Origin of the sequence: Acetobacter nitrogenifigens DSM 23921 = NBRC 105050, assembly GCF_000429165.1 — a bacterium.
In the GTDB taxonomy this organism is placed as follows: Bacteria; Pseudomonadota; Alphaproteobacteria; order Acetobacterales; family Acetobacteraceae; genus Acetobacter; species Acetobacter nitrogenifigens.
The window spans coordinates 440,730-454,184 of sequence record NZ_AUBI01000001.1; the positions used below are offsets into that span (position 1 = coordinate 440,730).

Sequence of the window (13,455 nt, forward strand, 5' to 3'; positions counted from 1 at the left end):
CCAGCCGTCCGAAATCGATCAGCCAACCGACGAGCCCCGCAATGCGCAGGCCGTCATGACACAGACAGATCCCTTCGACTTCGTCATCGTCGGCGCCACGGGCGACCTGACGATGCGGAAGCTGCTTCCCGCATTCTATCAGCGCTTCCGCCTCGGACAGGCTCCGGAAGGCACCCAGATCATTGGCGTCGCACGCTCGAAATTATCGTCCGAGGAATACCGTGAACGCGGCGCCAAGGCGCTGAAGGAGTTCGTCCCGAGCGACTCATATGACGCAGCGCAGGCTGAAGCGTTCATGGAACTCGTACAGTATGCGTCGCTAGACGCTGCGGACAAGGACGCCGACTGGAGCACGCTGAAATCCCTTCTTGACGGCCATGAAGACCGCCCAAGGGTGTTCTACATCGCCACAGCTCCGAATCTTTATGTATCGACGGCCGCAGCATTTGCGGACAAGGAACTGATCTCTCCCCACACCCGGATCGTTCTGGAAAAGCCAATCGGCGTCGATCTCGCTTCGGCCGAAGAGATCAACACCGGCGTGGGCAAGTACTTCTCGGAAGAGCAGATTTTCCGTATCGATCACTATCTCGGAAAAACGACCGTCCAGAACGTTCTGGCTCTCCGTTTCGCCAACCCCATGCTCGAACGGTCATGGAACTCCGGCACGATTCTGAGTGTGCAGATTACGGCTGCGGAGACGGTCGGGGTCGGCGCGCGCGGCCCGTATTATGACACGTCCGGAGCCTTGCGCGACATGGTGCAGAACCATCTGTTGCAGGTTCTCAGCCTCGTCGCGATGGAGCCCCCCGCGTCGCTGACGGCGGCGGACCTTCGCGATGAGAAACTTAAGGTTTTGCGCGCCCTGAAGCCGATGAGCCCGGAGGTCGTGGCGAAAGACACCGTGCGCGCGCAATACGTCGCCGGTGAGATCGGCGGGGAAGCCGTGGACGGGTACCTCACCGACCTTGGCGACGATAAAAGCACCACCGAGACTTTCCTCGCCATCCGGACAGAGGTGCGGACGCCGCGCTGGTTCGGCGTTCCTTTTTATCTGCGAACCGGCAAGCGCCTCGCCGAAAAGGCAACCGAAATCGTCATCACCTTCCGCCCCCAGCCCTGGCCAATCTTTCAGGACGCGCCGCAACCGGGCCGTTTGGTGCTTCGCGTGCAGCCCCACGAAGGCGTTTCACTGACGCTGTCCAGCAAGGACCCATCCAAAGACGAGTTCCGTCTGCGCGAGGCGACGCTCGACGTTTCCTACCCCGAGCAATTCCATACGCGGTACCCCGATTCATACGAAGAGCTGCTGATGGACGCGGTTCAGGGCGATCCCGTCCTGTTCATCCGTCGCGACGAAGTGCAAGCCTCCTGGCGCTGGGTCGAACCGATCCTGGCGGGCTGGAAGGAAGACGCACGCGCTCTGGAAACATACAAGGCCGGGACCTGGGGGCCTGATTCATCGAAAGACCTGCTCGCACGTGACGGGTCCAAATGGCTGGAAGATTTTTAATGGCGTTTCGCAAGACCTCCCCTCGCCCGGGCGACAAATCCACGAACGGTCGCCCCGGCGTCGGTTTCGGCAAAAAGCCGCGCACCCTACGCCAGCATATCATCCGCAGGCTGATCATGGTCGTGCCCCTCAGTCTGGGCGCGATCTTTCTGGCGCGAAGCGGCATCCTCGACCGCATGGTCGACAGCTATACATTCCAGCCTACAAGCTGGTTCGACGATTCTGCTCTGGTCAGGCATTTACGCAACGTTGTCACGCATAACGGCATGACCGGGGACCGCCCGGACTGCCTGTTGTTCATCGTCGACGGAAACAGCCCGCCTGACGGCACGAAGATCGACGTAATGGAAAAACATTCCGGATCATGCCCGAATCCGGACAAATCTCTACCGAAGCTGTTCACCCTCAAGGTTGACCGCGTCGACCGGCAAGTCTTCTCCGATCAGGGCTCCCCGGGGACATTCCACCTCATCCCCAACGGCGCGAACTGAGGCGCGTTCCTCGCTTGCGTCCGCCGGGGCCAACCGGATAACAAGGCGCACATGACCGGCTCCGCTCCCGGCGCCGCGGCGCCCTCCCATCCGGAAAACCCGCCGCGCAGAGATCTTCTGACGCTCGTGACGGCCTCCACCGTCGCGGTCGGCGCAGGCGCACTTTGCTGGCCGTTTTTGGAAAGCCTCGTCCCTCCTGACTCCAGCGTCGCCAACGTACCCATCGACGTGGATCTGTCCACGCTCGCCGTAGGGCAGCAGGTGGCGGTGGTCTGGCGATCAAACCCGATATTCATCACGAGACGCTCGCCTCAGGCGCTGGAGAAACTGAAAACACCCGAACTGCGGGCTCGCCTGCGCGATCCTGACTCAAAAGCATTGCAACAGCCGCCCTACGCCACGAATTGGCACCGGTCTCTCTCACCCGAATATGGCGTGCTCGTAGGCGTCTGCACCCATCTGGGCTGCGTCCCCGCATATGCTTCGGGGGCCACGGACCCGATGCGGCGCGGTTACGCATGCCCATGCCACGGTTCGAAATTCGATCTCGCGGGCCGCGTCTTCACCGGCGTTCCAGCGCCCTATAACTTGCCCGTTCCGCCGCACCGGATGCTTTCGCCCAACCACCTTCGGATCGGAGAAAACCCTCCCGGCGCCACGTTCGATTTCTCCGACATCGTGCAAATCTGACTACCCGCTCTGGACGAATTTTCTGACGTGGGGCAGAGCAGCAACAAAACGCGGACGCTCATGCCGCTCATTTTCCGAGGAACGCTTTTCATGCGCCGCTCTCTCTTCCTTCCCGCCCTCGCTCTCGGACTGACGGTGAACGTAACCCACTCCATGGCCGCCGCGCCGAAACAGGAGACAAGCGTCGTCTACACGGCTCCGCAAACGTCGGGGTCATGGGCGTCAATGGGCCTGCCCGCGATCACCGTCAGCGCGAACCGGGCCGCCGGACCTGCAAGCCGTCTGCTCGTTCATCTGCCGGACTTCCTGCGAAAGGGAGGAAAGGCGGACTACGCCCTCGCGCCTGATGGCGCCAACGCATGGAAGACCAGCGAGGATGGACGCGTCGTGTCCTTCACCTTGCAGTCCGAAAATTCCGCCGTCTTCAAAATGGAAGGCGCAACGTCCAGCCAGCATATCGAATTGCCGGTGTTCCGCTTCTAAAACGAACTCCACCTGCAGGGCGTCGTGCGGCCCGGTGACTGCGCGCCGTAAACAACGCCCCAAAAGCTTGGCGCCAATGGCGCCGCGCGCCAGACAAACTTACGACGCCGCCCGTCAGCACAAAACCCGGGTTCGTCCACGCGAACCCGCTGGGCAAACTCTCACTGATCATCCTTAGTGGATTGCACGACCCGATCTCGGCATTTTACCAGATCAAAAGCACGTTCATCGCCAGAGTGGATTCCCGCGAGCTGCTTCGCAGCATCGAAATCTCCAGGCAGCGCAAGCCACGCGCCGTCGCCACCGAACCGGCCCCACGCATCGGTATCTGACTTAAGGCGAAGTGAATGATCTTCGATGCTTTAGAGGAGCTTCGACGTCAAACCGGCTATATGAGCGCACCGTCGGTTGATTGACTGTTGCGCACAAATAATATTTTTTGCCCGCATATTTTGGGGAGATGATTCTTTATGCCAGAGCACGAGACGGCCGCCACGCGGCGACAACTCCTGTCGCGAATAGGGGCGGTTGCTGGCGCCGGAGCCCTTTATCAGGCGATGACGAGCCTCGGTCATGCTGCGGCGAGTGATTTCGTCAACCCGCCCAAGTTGTCTGGCGCTCGGCCGGGAACAAGCGTTCTGATCCTTGGCTCTGGCCTGGCAGGCATGGTCGCCGCCTATGAGTTGCAAAAAGCTGGATATAAAGTTCAAATTCTTGAATATCAAAATCGAGCCGGAGGTCGGAATTTTTCCCTTCGCGGCGGAGACACCTTTGAAGAGCTGGGCGGCGCCGTCCAGCATGTGGGTTTTGCTCAAGGCAATTACTTCAATCCTGGCCCATGGCGGATACCCTATCATCATCAGGCCGTCCTGCATTACTGCCGTACGCTTGGCGTCGCACTGGAACCTTTTGTCCAGGTCAACCACAACGCCTACGTGCATTCAAGCACGGCGTTCAATGGCGCACCGCAAAGGTATCGCGTAGTAGACGCCGATTACTCTGGTTATGTTTCAGAGCTTTTGGCAAAATCTTTAAATCAGCACGCACTGGACAATGAAATCAGCGCTGATGAGCGAGAGCATATTCTACAGTCGCTAAAAAGTTGCGGCATGCTCGACGCCTCTTATGCCTACAAGAAAAGCGATCTGACTTCGATGCGTCGAGGTTACGAAAAGCCGCCCGGCGGCGGTCTGGACGGCCCGTCCATCGCATCGACGCCACTCTCCAGAGGCGACATTTTCAGCTCTGGCCTATGGCAGGCAATTTCCGTAAACTCGCTTCTCAATCATCAGACGAGTATGTTTCAACCTGTCGGCGGCATGGATCAAATCGGGAAAGCGTTTCAAAAACAGTTGCAAAATGTCATCAACCTACGGTGCAAGGTCACCGCAATTCACCAGGATGATTCAGGCGTATCCGTTACATACACTGATGACGCGCATGGAAGCGTCACTCGTATAGCAAAAGCCGACTACTGTATTTGCACTATCCCACTGTCCATTTTGTCTCAGCTTGACATTCAGGTGAGCGGATCGATGCGTGCAGCAATCGCCGCCGTGCCTTACGCGCCAGCCATAAAGATCGGGTTGGAATTTAACCGCAGATTCTGGGAGGAAGACGAGCAGATATATGGCGGAATTTCTTTCACTGACTTGCCAATTACACAAATATCTTACCCAAGCACGAAATACTTTTCCAATGGCAAGGCCGTTCTTCTCGGAGCCTATCTGTGGGAAGACGTGCAGGCGTTTCGTTTTGCCGGCATGACGCCCGCCGAGCGAATCGAAGCATCGATAGCTTCGGGTGAAAAAATTCATAAGCAATACCGCAAGGAATACTCATCCGGCGTCGCCGTCGCCTGGAGCCGCGTCCCGTGGGCTATGGGATGCTCTTCAATCTGGAGTGAGCAGCGCCGCAAGGATCACTATAAAAACCTGTGCACTATGGACAATCGTATTGTTCTTGCGGGCGAGCACGCTTCTTACATAGGTGGGTGGCAGGAGGGATCCATGCTTTCCTCCATTAACGCAATTGAGCAGCTGCACAAGCGCGCTTCGGGAGTCGGTTAATGCAAAAATTCGCTCTCATGATGATAGCATTAGCCTGCCTTCCCAACGCCGCACGGGCGGATAGCGCTGATGCGATTACGAAAAACAAGCTGACGACAACTGACGGTCGTGTCCTGTATCAGACGCTATGCCAGGGATGCCATATGGCGGACGCAAGAGGGGCGGAAGGAGTTGCTCATTTTCCTTCATTAAGTGAAAACCCTAAACTAGCGTCGGGCAGTTATCCTGCTTACGTCGTCGCAAACGGGTTCGGCGGAATGCCGTGGTTTGCGGACAAGCTGTCCGACAATCAAATCGCAGCTATCGTGAATTACGTGCGAACACATTTCGGCAATCACTACACGGATGTCTTGAAGCCCTCAGATGTCGCAAAGGTTCGACCATCGGCGGAGTCGATTAAGCCAATTTTTGACTAAAAGATTCAACGTGACGGAAACTGCCATGCCTCCAAACGATCATGCGCGCTATCGGCAATAGCATGCAGAGGCAGAGCCCCGACATGGTATGGTCTGCAAACAACCTTATGTATCATTTATCCGGTGAATTTTCCGGGCGCCTGCGACCTTTTTCTCGTGACGCCATCAGGCCAGGAAGCCCGCCAGAGACCCCAATGATCGACCAGGCGCTCCTTGCGGGCGCCTTACAGAGACGCCCTGCAAAAAAGATGGTTTGAACTCGAAATTCCATATTCCATGTGATGAACAAGGCGCCGCGTCATACTTCCCCTGATCGATCAACCAGATCAGCGATTTTAAAAACGTGTGTATTCCTTTGCCGACGTATCGCCGCACCCAAAAATACTGCGTTTATGCTTGCGATCCATGTCGTCGCAAACTTTATTCTCTATCCCGAGTATTGAGCCAGACGCCTAGCACCCGACTCCCGTATTCGTCTCGATGCGAAAGACCAACCGCGTCGCCTCCCCTTCGCGGACCGCCGCAATCTCTCCTCCATGCAGGCGCGCGATTATAGCGGCGACGTAAAGCCCAAGGTCGAGCGAACGATCGCTTCTGCTTCCACCACCGAACGGATCCCTAATATGTGAGGAAATATCAAAAACTTCCGCAGCCGGAGTCGCAAGCACATCCAATATAAATCCCTGCGGCCCGGACACGGCCGTCACTGCGATGGTCTGCTCAGCTAATGCCAGCGCCCGCCCTGAGGAAAGGAGAGAAGCCAAAAGCTGAGCCACCCGATCGCTGTCGCAATACACCGGCGCCAGAAGGCTAAAGTCAGTCGTGACGATCACCTCCGGTTGTGCCGACCTGAACTCCTCCACGACCTCGCGCAATACAAGCGTCAGACTTTCGGGTGTTCTCACACGCAGATTCCCGATCTGCTCAGTTGAAACGCTATCGGTTCGGTAAACGTCAGCGCTGCTTGCTCCCGTTTCGTCCAAGCCATCATCGTTCCCGCCTGCAGACGCCACCCCGGTCAATTGCAGGTCGACAAGATCAAATGCCCCGTCAATCAATCTGTTCATTCTGCCGACCGACTGCCTCATCTGGGGAACGAAATCGGTCCATCGGTCAGGTTTGCGCTCCAGCAATCGCAAACCTGCCAGCACAGCGGCGAGAGGATTTCGCAGGTCGTGCGTCAGTGCGGCGACAAATCGCTCGCGTCGCGCCGCCTCATCTTCAACTATGGCAAGACGGCTCGCAGTTTTCAAAAAATGCCCCAAAAGCCTCGCATGAAGCGCCAGCGCTTGCCGGTTGATAATAAGGGTCTCCCACTCAGGCTCATCATCCCACAGACAACACAGCAAGCCGAGAAATACGCCCGTCGGATCGACTACCCGTGCAGCCGCGCAGCGAACGCCCCCACAGGCTTCCACAGCCGAGATCATGCCGTCGTACGAAGTATCGCCCGTGCTCACCGCAATACGTGTGGCCGCAGCAACGCGTTCCCTCACAGCGATCAAATTTGGGGAACGCGCAGTTTCCCAGCATAGCATTCCGGCTGCGTCCACGAACAGCGTGTCCGTGGCGCGCACGCCGTCGCGCAGTTCAGCAAGAAATGCCTTCACGGTCGGATCGGCGGCTTTGGTTTCGCGCTGTCGCAGATTCGCATCCATCACGCCATCGCCTCTCCCGCCAGCACCAGTATGGGACGCGCCAGCGCCCACTAAGTTCCGCCCGGCGAGGTCGGAGGCCGGTCGGCTATTTATTCGTGTGAGAGCGGCAAACGTCGGAGCATTGCTTCACGCAGCAGCGGAACAAGGCTCCCATCCGGGTCGAGATCGCTCGTCGCGCCGTCCAGAGCGGCTGCGACAAGTCGCATTTCCCGACGCGCTGCATAAAGCTGGTCCAGCAACGAGAGCACGAGAGACAGCGCGTCGTCGCCGACGCCCAGATCCTCCCGGAGTTCGACGATCAATCCGGCTCGCGCAACGTCGATTTCGCTGAACACATAATGGCCGGGAACGCCTTCCGCCCGAATCCAGTCGTGGCCGATCCATGCCTCGATCTCGTCAACGCTCGCCCGGCCAATGCGACTGGCGAGGACTTCGATCGTGATCATGCCGCCTCCCCTCCGACGGCGCCTCCTTCCGACTTCCAGTCCTTCAGGAAGGCCTGCAAGGCATCGTCAGGTTTGCCAACGTGAATCTCGAGGACGACGTAAAGATTGCCCGCTTCGTGCCCGCCATGCTCTTTGACGCCGCGCCCGCGCAGACGCATGACCGACCCGGTGTCGGAGCCTTCGGGCACATTCATGCGCACCGTACCGGACGGCGTCGGAACCATGATCGGTCCGCCGAGCACGGCGGTCTTAAGATCAACCGGCAGCCGTTGACGCAGATCGCGCCCTTCCCGTGTGTAACGGGCGTCCGGCGTCACTGTAACGGTGATCAGAGCGTCTCCGTCAGGTCCGCCCTGCTGGCCGGGGGCGCCCTTACCACGCAGACGCAGCACCTGTCCGTCCTCAATCCCCGGTGGAATACGAACGTCAAGTTCCGCGCCGCCCGGCAAATTGATGCGCGAGGTCGCCCCAAGCACAGCGTCGACAAACGGCACGGTCAGCGAATAAGACCGGTCAGCGCCGCGTTCAGGTCCGCCCGGCCTGCGGCCAAAGCCGCTCCGCCCGCCGCCGAACATGCCGCCAAGGATGTCGCCCAGATCCTCCTGAGAGAATCCCCCGCCGCCTCCGCCGTATCGGAACCCGCCCGCCCCGTCCGCAAAATCGCGATATCCGCCGTGCGCGCCATAACCCGGCGGCGCGCGCTCCTGTCCAGACCCGTCGATCTCGCCACGGTCGAAACGACCGCGCTGATTTTCGTCGGACAGCAAGTCATTCGCGCGGCTGATCGACTTGAATTTCTCCTCCGCCGCCTTGTCGCCGGGATTCAGGTCGGGGTGATATTTCTTCGCAAGCGCGCGATAGGCCTTGCGGATATCGTCCTGGCTCGCCGTGCGGGCGACGCCCAGGATTTCGTAGGGGTCGACCGTGCTCACGCGTCCTCCTCAGGCGGCGTGGGGACGCCGAAATCTTCCGTCTCCAGCAGGTTAAGCAACAGGGAGATCGTCACGTCCGGCGCGATCCCATCCACCTCAGCCTGCGCGATCAACGCCTTCAGGCGCGGCCGCAGCACATCCTGCGCGGTCTGTCCGCTCATGCGTTACACACTCCTCTCACGCCCCGGAAACCGGCGGCGTCGCGGCCGCCTTGCAAGGCCGACCGAACAATGAACTTTACTTCATAAAATAATGGGAACGCATTCCCCGCCGGTCAATGGGCGGGAACGAGACTTAATGAAGTCCTGCCCCGCAACGTTTCGGCGTCGGCTTCGGCTGAAAGCTTCGCAAGGAACCCTTCATGCGAAAGTCGCCAAAATCCATATCCAGCCTGTCGGATACGCCGTTGGCGTAATACCGCATGCCCATCTCGAAATCCGGCAGCATTGCCCCCGGATCGACGGCGTAGAACGCGACCCGGACCCGCGCCGTCATCAAGCCCGACAACGCCGGAAACGGCGCCGGACCGTCCAGAGGTGTCCAGCCAAGAATAGACACGTAGCTTAGCTGCGCGCCGTCCGCTCCGGTGCCATCAAACAGCGGACGCGCGAGATCGTGCGCGCCATCTTTCGCCGCGTGGAGAATGGCCAGCGTATGGGCCATTGGAAGAAGCGTCCCCTTCGGCAGGGTCACGGTCTTTTTTTTTGGAGCGGAGTAATGCACGACGCCTGACCCGTCCGCGTCGAGCGTCGCGTCGCCACGTATGACCATCACAGTCTCGTCGCCGGATTTCTGCGTCGTAGCGAACTGGAACTGCCGTCCGTCCTTGCTTTCCAGCGCAGAGTATTCCGAGTTTTGCTCCGACGCCGCGCCGGATCTGGACACAGTCTGCACCTTCAGCATCTGCTCGGTGGACCAGAAGCCGCACGCATCGGAAACCGCGTAGGTCATAGACCCGTTCGCCGCGACCACGTCCCCACCACTGACAGCCGAGAGAGTCAGATCATAGACGGCGCGATGCGGAGCGGCGCTAATTTGCGCATCATTGGCGCCGGAGGCCGTGACGGCGGGAGCCGCAGTTGCAGCGGCAGGCGTGGCAACCCCGTCGCCGGGCGTTCGCGCCTGAGACAATGTCGAGGAGATCCCGTCGGCGGCGAAAGTTGGCGCAGCGCCGCATATAATCGCCAACGCCGCTACGGCCGCGACACTCCGACCTCCTGACATGGGTCTGAATCGTTCCATGATCATACGCCCGGAGCTTTATGCGAAATCATACGTCCAGAAGAGGGCAAACCGTCTCCGAGCGCAATCTCCGCCCGTAACGGCCCGCCCCCGTGAACCGGAGCTCAGCCCGCGTTCGTCGGCTCAGTCTTCGCCGTCGGCTTCGGCTTGGGCAGATCAAGCGCCAACGACAGCTCCTTCAAACGGGCAGACTCGACCGGCGCGGGCGCGCCCATCATCAAATCCTCACCCTGCTGGTTCAGCGGGAAGAGAATCACCTCGCGGATATTCGGCTCATCGGCCAGCAGCATGACCATACGATCCACGCCCGGAGCCGACCCGCCATGCGGCGGCGCGCCGTAACGGAACGCGTTGAGCATGCCGCCGAAACGCGCCTCGACCTCGCTTTCCGGATAACCGGCGATCTCGAACGCGCGGATCATGACTTCCGGCAGATGGTTACGAATGGCGCCGGACGACAGTTCGATGCCGTTGCATACGATGTCGTACTGATACGCCTTGATCTTCAGCGGATCCTGCGTGTTCAGCGCCTCCAGCCCACCCTGCGGCATCGAGAACGGGTTGTGCGAGAAGTCGATCTGCTTCGTCTCCTCGTTCAGCTCGTACATCGGGAAATCGACGATCCAGCAGAAGCGGAAGGCGTCTTTCTCGATCAGGTCCAGCTCCGTCGCGATGCGCGTGCGCACCAGACCGGAGAACTTCGCGACATCGTCGCCCTTGCCCGCAGCAAAGAACACGGCGTCGCCAGCCTTAAGACCAGTCTTCTCGCGGATCGCTTCGACGCGCTCGGCTTCAAGGTTCTTGGCGATCGGACCTTTGCCGCCATCGGCTTCGAACACGATATAGCCAAGACCGCCCGCGCCGTTCTCACGCGCCCAGTTGTTCAGCTTGTCGAAGAAGCCGCGCGGCCTGTCGCCTGCGCCCGGCGCAGGAATGGCGCGGATCTCGCCACCGTCCGCCGCAATCTTGGAGAACAGGCCGAAGCCCGAACCCGCGAACGCTTCGGTCACGTCGCTGATCTTCAACGGATTGCGAAGGTCCGGCTTGTCGGAACCATAGACGGCCATCGCCTCCGCGTAAGGAATACGCACGAAGGGCGCGGCGCTGACTTCGCGGCCGCCGCCGAATTCCCGGAACACGCCTTCCATGACAGGTTCCAGCGTCGCGAACACCTCTTCCTGCGTCGCGAACGCCATTTCGAAGTCGAGCTGGTAGAACTCGCCGGGGCTGCGGTCGGCGCGCGCGGCTTCGTCGCGGAAGCACGGCGCGATCTGGAAGTAGCGGTCCAGTCCGGCCACCATCGCCAGTTGCTTGAACTGCTGCGGCGCCTGCGGCAGCGCGTAGAACTTACCTGGGTGCATGCGTGCGGGAACAAGAAAGTCGCGCGCGCCTTCCGGCGAGGACGCCGTCAGGATCGGCGTCTGGAACTCGGTGAAACCCTGCTCAACCATTCGGCGACGAAGGCTCGCGATGACCTGCGCGCGCAGCATCATGTTGCGGCGCACCTTATCGCGACGAAGATCGAGGTAGCGGTATTTCAGACGCAGGTCTTCCGGGTAGTGCTCCTGCCCCGCGACCTGGAAAGGCAGCACGGCGGCGGCGGACTGCACGGCGAACTCCTTCGCACGCACCTCGATATCGCCCGTCGGCAGGTTCGGGTTGCGCGTCGCCCCGTCACGCAGCACGACCTCGCCCGTCACCGTGACCACGCTCTCGACGCGCACGGCCTCGGCGGCCTCCATCACCGAAGATCCGGATGGAATAACGATCTGGGTAATGCCCGCATGGTCGCGAAGGTCGATGAACAACAGGCCGCCATGATCGCGTTTGCTGTGCACCCAGCCCGAGAGACGCGCGGTCGCGCCGGCGTCTTCTGCCCGAAGGGCGGCGCAGCTATGGGTGCGATACGGATGCATGTTGAAGTCCTGTCCAAGGTGAACCGCGCCATAACCGCGCGTAAAATGAGGCGTCGGAGGAAGCCGCTCGCCGCCCGATCTGTCAACCCTGAGAACGCGCGCCTCATGGCCGCAAGGACGCCCTCCGCCATTCAGCGCGCCGTCAGGTTCGTATGATATGCATCCGCGTGGACATCGCAGGCCCCTTAACATCCATGCAACACCTCACGCTTCAGAAACCGCTCAACGCCACACTCCCGCTCCGCGCGCGCCCGAAGGCCGTCGCAGCAGCCGTCGCCACGATGCTCCTGACGTTCCCGCCCGCGGCGGCCATGGCCGCGACCGCCACATCCGCAGGTTCGGGCGCGGCGGCCATAACCGTGGACTCCGCGCCCGGAATCTCAACCGCCAAAAGCGCTACGACGGCGAGCACGGCGGCAAGACCCGTTGCGACCAGCGCCTCCACAGCCACTCAGGACGTCGCCAGCACATCCTCCGCCGCGAGCATGGTGACGATGAGTCTGGCCGCCCAGAAAACAGAGAACGTCGTCACTGGCCACCCTTCCCGCGAAACGCTGGAACGCACATTGCCCGCCATGGCCCAGATCCAGCCGGACACCCGGCTGGTCGTCCATGTGCGCCCGGCGGGCTCGGGCAAGGTTCTGGCCGTAAGCGTCATCCCCGGACAGAAGGTGAAGCGCGGCGAAGGCCTTATCGACTACACCGATCACGCGCTGCATGTGACGCAGTTGCAACGCGCGCAGGCGCAGGCCGCGCTCGCTGCCGCCCGCGCCGAGCAGACCGACGCGCGGCTGGCTTACGACCGGGGGCGCGCGCTGGTGGGCGCTACGGTGTCGCAAGGCGAACTCCAGCGCAGGACGGCAATGCTGCAGCAGGCGGACGCCAATCTGGCGGCGCGCGAAGCCGACGTCGGCACGATCAGCCACCGGTTTCAGGAAGAATACACCTCGGTCACGGAACGCATTGACGAGGACGAACGCTCGACGCTCCTGTCGCCCGTCGATGGCGTGGTGCAGTCCATTGCCGCAGCCCCCGGGGCCGACATCGAAGCCGGAACGGACGTAGCGACCGTCGCAGACCTGTCCCATGTCTGGTTCGTCGCCTGGATCGCCCCCGAAAACGCCGCCCAACTTTCGCCGGGAGGACGCTTCGACGCACGCCCCGCCGGACAGGGAACGAACAACGGAGACGACGCTCAGACCGAAGGCGACGAGACGTGGCCATGGAGCGGAAAGATCGCCAGCATCGATCAGACGGCGGACCCAACGAACGGCCTGCTGCGAGTCATCGCCGAGGTCGCCAATCCAGACGGCGCCTTGCGGCCGGGCGCCATGCTGGACGCACGATTGCACACGACGGCGCAGCAGACCGGCGTGACCGTCCCCTCTGACGCGGTGCAGCGGATCGACGGGCGGGATTTTGTCTTCGTGCAGGAAACGCCTGAGCGTTTTCGCCCGGCCCCCGTCGTCACCGGCCTGGAAAACGGCGGCCGCGTGATCATCCGCTCCGGTCTGCGCGGCGACGAGACAATCGTGACGCAAGGCGCCTTCGTTCTGAAATCCATTGGCGCCGTAGCACAACTCGGCGACGACGACTGAC

The 13,455-nt window shown here is 60.9% G+C and carries 14 protein-coding genes; 8 read left to right on the plus strand and 6 right to left on the minus strand.

The window, feature by feature from the left end:
• Positions 1-55 precede the first annotated feature (55 nt).
• From zwf to G442_RS0102075, 7 genes are all read left to right on the plus strand, one after another.
• A complete protein-coding gene (gene zwf, locus G442_RS0102045) occupies positions 56-1,513 on the plus strand; it encodes a glucose-6-phosphate dehydrogenase (RefSeq protein WP_026396647.1) in 1,458 nt (485 codons plus the stop codon).
• Complete coding sequence (locus G442_RS20460; RefSeq protein WP_051291813.1) at positions 1,513-2,004, plus strand: hypothetical protein; 492 nt, start codon at positions 1,513-1,515, stop codon at positions 2,002-2,004. Before zwf ends, G442_RS20460 begins: the two co-directional genes overlap by 1 nt.
• A 51-nt stretch (positions 2,005-2,055) precedes the next feature.
• A complete protein-coding gene (gene petA, locus G442_RS20465) occupies positions 2,056-2,694 on the plus strand; it encodes a ubiquinol-cytochrome c reductase iron-sulfur subunit (protein ID WP_051291814.1) in 639 nt (212 codons plus the stop codon).
• 90 nt (positions 2,695-2,784) lie between these two features.
• Positions 2,785-3,177 carry a hypothetical protein gene (locus tag G442_RS20470; protein WP_146882094.1) on the plus strand — a complete coding sequence of 131 codons (393 nt, stop codon included), beginning with the start codon at positions 2,785-2,787 and terminating at the stop codon, positions 3,175-3,177.
• 182 nt (positions 3,178-3,359) lie between these two features.
• A complete protein-coding gene (locus tag G442_RS26650) occupies positions 3,360-3,509 on the plus strand; it encodes a hypothetical protein (protein WP_154660336.1) in 150 nt (49 codons plus the stop codon).
• 138 nt (positions 3,510-3,647) lie between these two features.
• Entirely contained in the window at positions 3,648-5,246 is a 1,599-nt protein-coding gene (locus tag G442_RS0102070; protein WP_026396648.1) for a flavin monoamine oxidase family protein, read from the plus strand.
• On the plus strand, positions 5,246-5,662 hold the full coding sequence (locus G442_RS0102075; protein ID WP_026396649.1) for a c-type cytochrome: 417 nt from the start codon (positions 5,246-5,248) through the stop codon (positions 5,660-5,662). Before G442_RS0102070 ends, G442_RS0102075 begins: the two co-directional genes overlap by 1 nt.
• A gap of 452 nt (positions 5,663-6,114) precedes the next feature.
• On the opposite strand, the gene G442_RS0102080 is transcribed toward G442_RS0102075, so the two are convergent.
• The 6 genes from G442_RS0102080 to aspS form a co-directional block, all read right to left on the minus strand.
• Entirely contained in the window at positions 6,115-7,320 is a 1,206-nt protein-coding gene (locus tag G442_RS0102080; RefSeq protein ID WP_026396650.1) for a sensor histidine kinase, read from the minus strand.
• 89 nt (positions 7,321-7,409) lie between these two features.
• Positions 7,410-7,766, minus strand: coding sequence for a chaperone modulator CbpM (locus G442_RS20475; RefSeq protein WP_051291816.1), 357 nt, complete (start codon positions 7,764-7,766; stop codon positions 7,410-7,412).
• Positions 7,763-8,698 carry a DnaJ C-terminal domain-containing protein gene (locus tag G442_RS0102090; protein WP_026396651.1) on the minus strand — a complete coding sequence of 312 codons (936 nt, stop codon included), beginning with the start codon at positions 8,696-8,698 and terminating at the stop codon, positions 7,763-7,765. Before G442_RS0102090 ends, G442_RS20475 begins: the two co-directional genes overlap by 4 nt.
• Complete coding sequence (locus tag G442_RS25695; protein ID WP_169720784.1) at positions 8,695-8,859, minus strand: hypothetical protein; 165 nt, start codon at positions 8,857-8,859, stop codon at positions 8,695-8,697. Before G442_RS25695 ends, G442_RS0102090 begins: the two co-directional genes overlap by 4 nt.
• A gap of 133 nt (positions 8,860-8,992) precedes the next feature.
• Positions 8,993-9,922 carry an EipB family protein gene (locus tag G442_RS20480; RefSeq protein ID WP_051291817.1) on the minus strand — a complete coding sequence of 310 codons (930 nt, stop codon included), beginning with the start codon at positions 9,920-9,922 and terminating at the stop codon, positions 8,993-8,995.
• Positions 9,923-10,044: 122 nt separating this feature from the next.
• The gene (aspS, locus tag G442_RS0102105; RefSeq protein WP_026396652.1) at positions 10,045-11,856 is read right to left on the minus strand and encodes an aspartate--tRNA ligase; all 1,812 of its coding nucleotides are present in this window, start codon (positions 11,854-11,856) and stop codon (positions 10,045-10,047) included.
• A 194-nt stretch (positions 11,857-12,050) separates the two neighbouring features.
• Here aspS and G442_RS20485 point away from each other — a divergent pair, with 194 nt between their 5' ends.
• Entirely contained in the window at positions 12,051-13,454 is a 1,404-nt protein-coding gene (locus G442_RS20485; protein WP_161628317.1) for an efflux RND transporter periplasmic adaptor subunit, read from the plus strand.
• Position 13,455: the final 1 nt, after the last annotated feature.

Bases quoted from the DNA above. Each gene is read 5' to 3' on its own strand.
- zwf (WP_026396647.1), top strand. From the start codon at position 56: ATGACACAGACAGATCCCTTCGACTTCGTCATCGTCGGCGCCACGGGC.
- G442_RS20475 (WP_051291816.1), bottom strand. From the start codon at position 7,766: ATGATCACGATCGAAGTCCTCGCCAGTCGCATTGGCCGGGCGAGCGTT.
- G442_RS0102080 (WP_026396650.1), bottom strand. From the start codon at position 7,320: ATGGATGCGAATCTGCGACAGCGCGAAACCAAAGCCGCCGATCCGACC.
- aspS (WP_026396652.1), bottom strand. From the start codon at position 11,856: ATGCATCCGTATCGCACCCATAGCTGCGCCGCCCTTCGGGCAGAAGAC.
- G442_RS20470 (WP_146882094.1), top strand. From the start codon at position 2,785: ATGCGCCGCTCTCTCTTCCTTCCCGCCCTCGCTCTCGGACTGACGGTG.
- G442_RS25695 (WP_169720784.1), bottom strand. From the start codon at position 8,859: ATGAGCGGACAGACCGCGCAGGATGTGCTGCGGCCGCGCCTGAAGGCG.
- G442_RS20485 (WP_161628317.1), top strand. From the start codon at position 12,051: ATGCAACACCTCACGCTTCAGAAACCGCTCAACGCCACACTCCCGCTC.
- G442_RS0102070 (WP_026396648.1), top strand. From the start codon at position 3,648: ATGCCAGAGCACGAGACGGCCGCCACGCGGCGACAACTCCTGTCGCGA.
- G442_RS20460 (WP_051291813.1), top strand. From the start codon at position 1,513: ATGGCGTTTCGCAAGACCTCCCCTCGCCCGGGCGACAAATCCACGAAC.
- G442_RS20480 (WP_051291817.1), bottom strand. From the start codon at position 9,922: ATGTCAGGAGGTCGGAGTGTCGCGGCCGTAGCGGCGTTGGCGATTATA.
- petA (WP_051291814.1), top strand. From the start codon at position 2,056: ATGACCGGCTCCGCTCCCGGCGCCGCGGCGCCCTCCCATCCGGAAAAC.
- G442_RS0102075 (WP_026396649.1), top strand. From the start codon at position 5,246: ATGCAAAAATTCGCTCTCATGATGATAGCATTAGCCTGCCTTCCCAAC.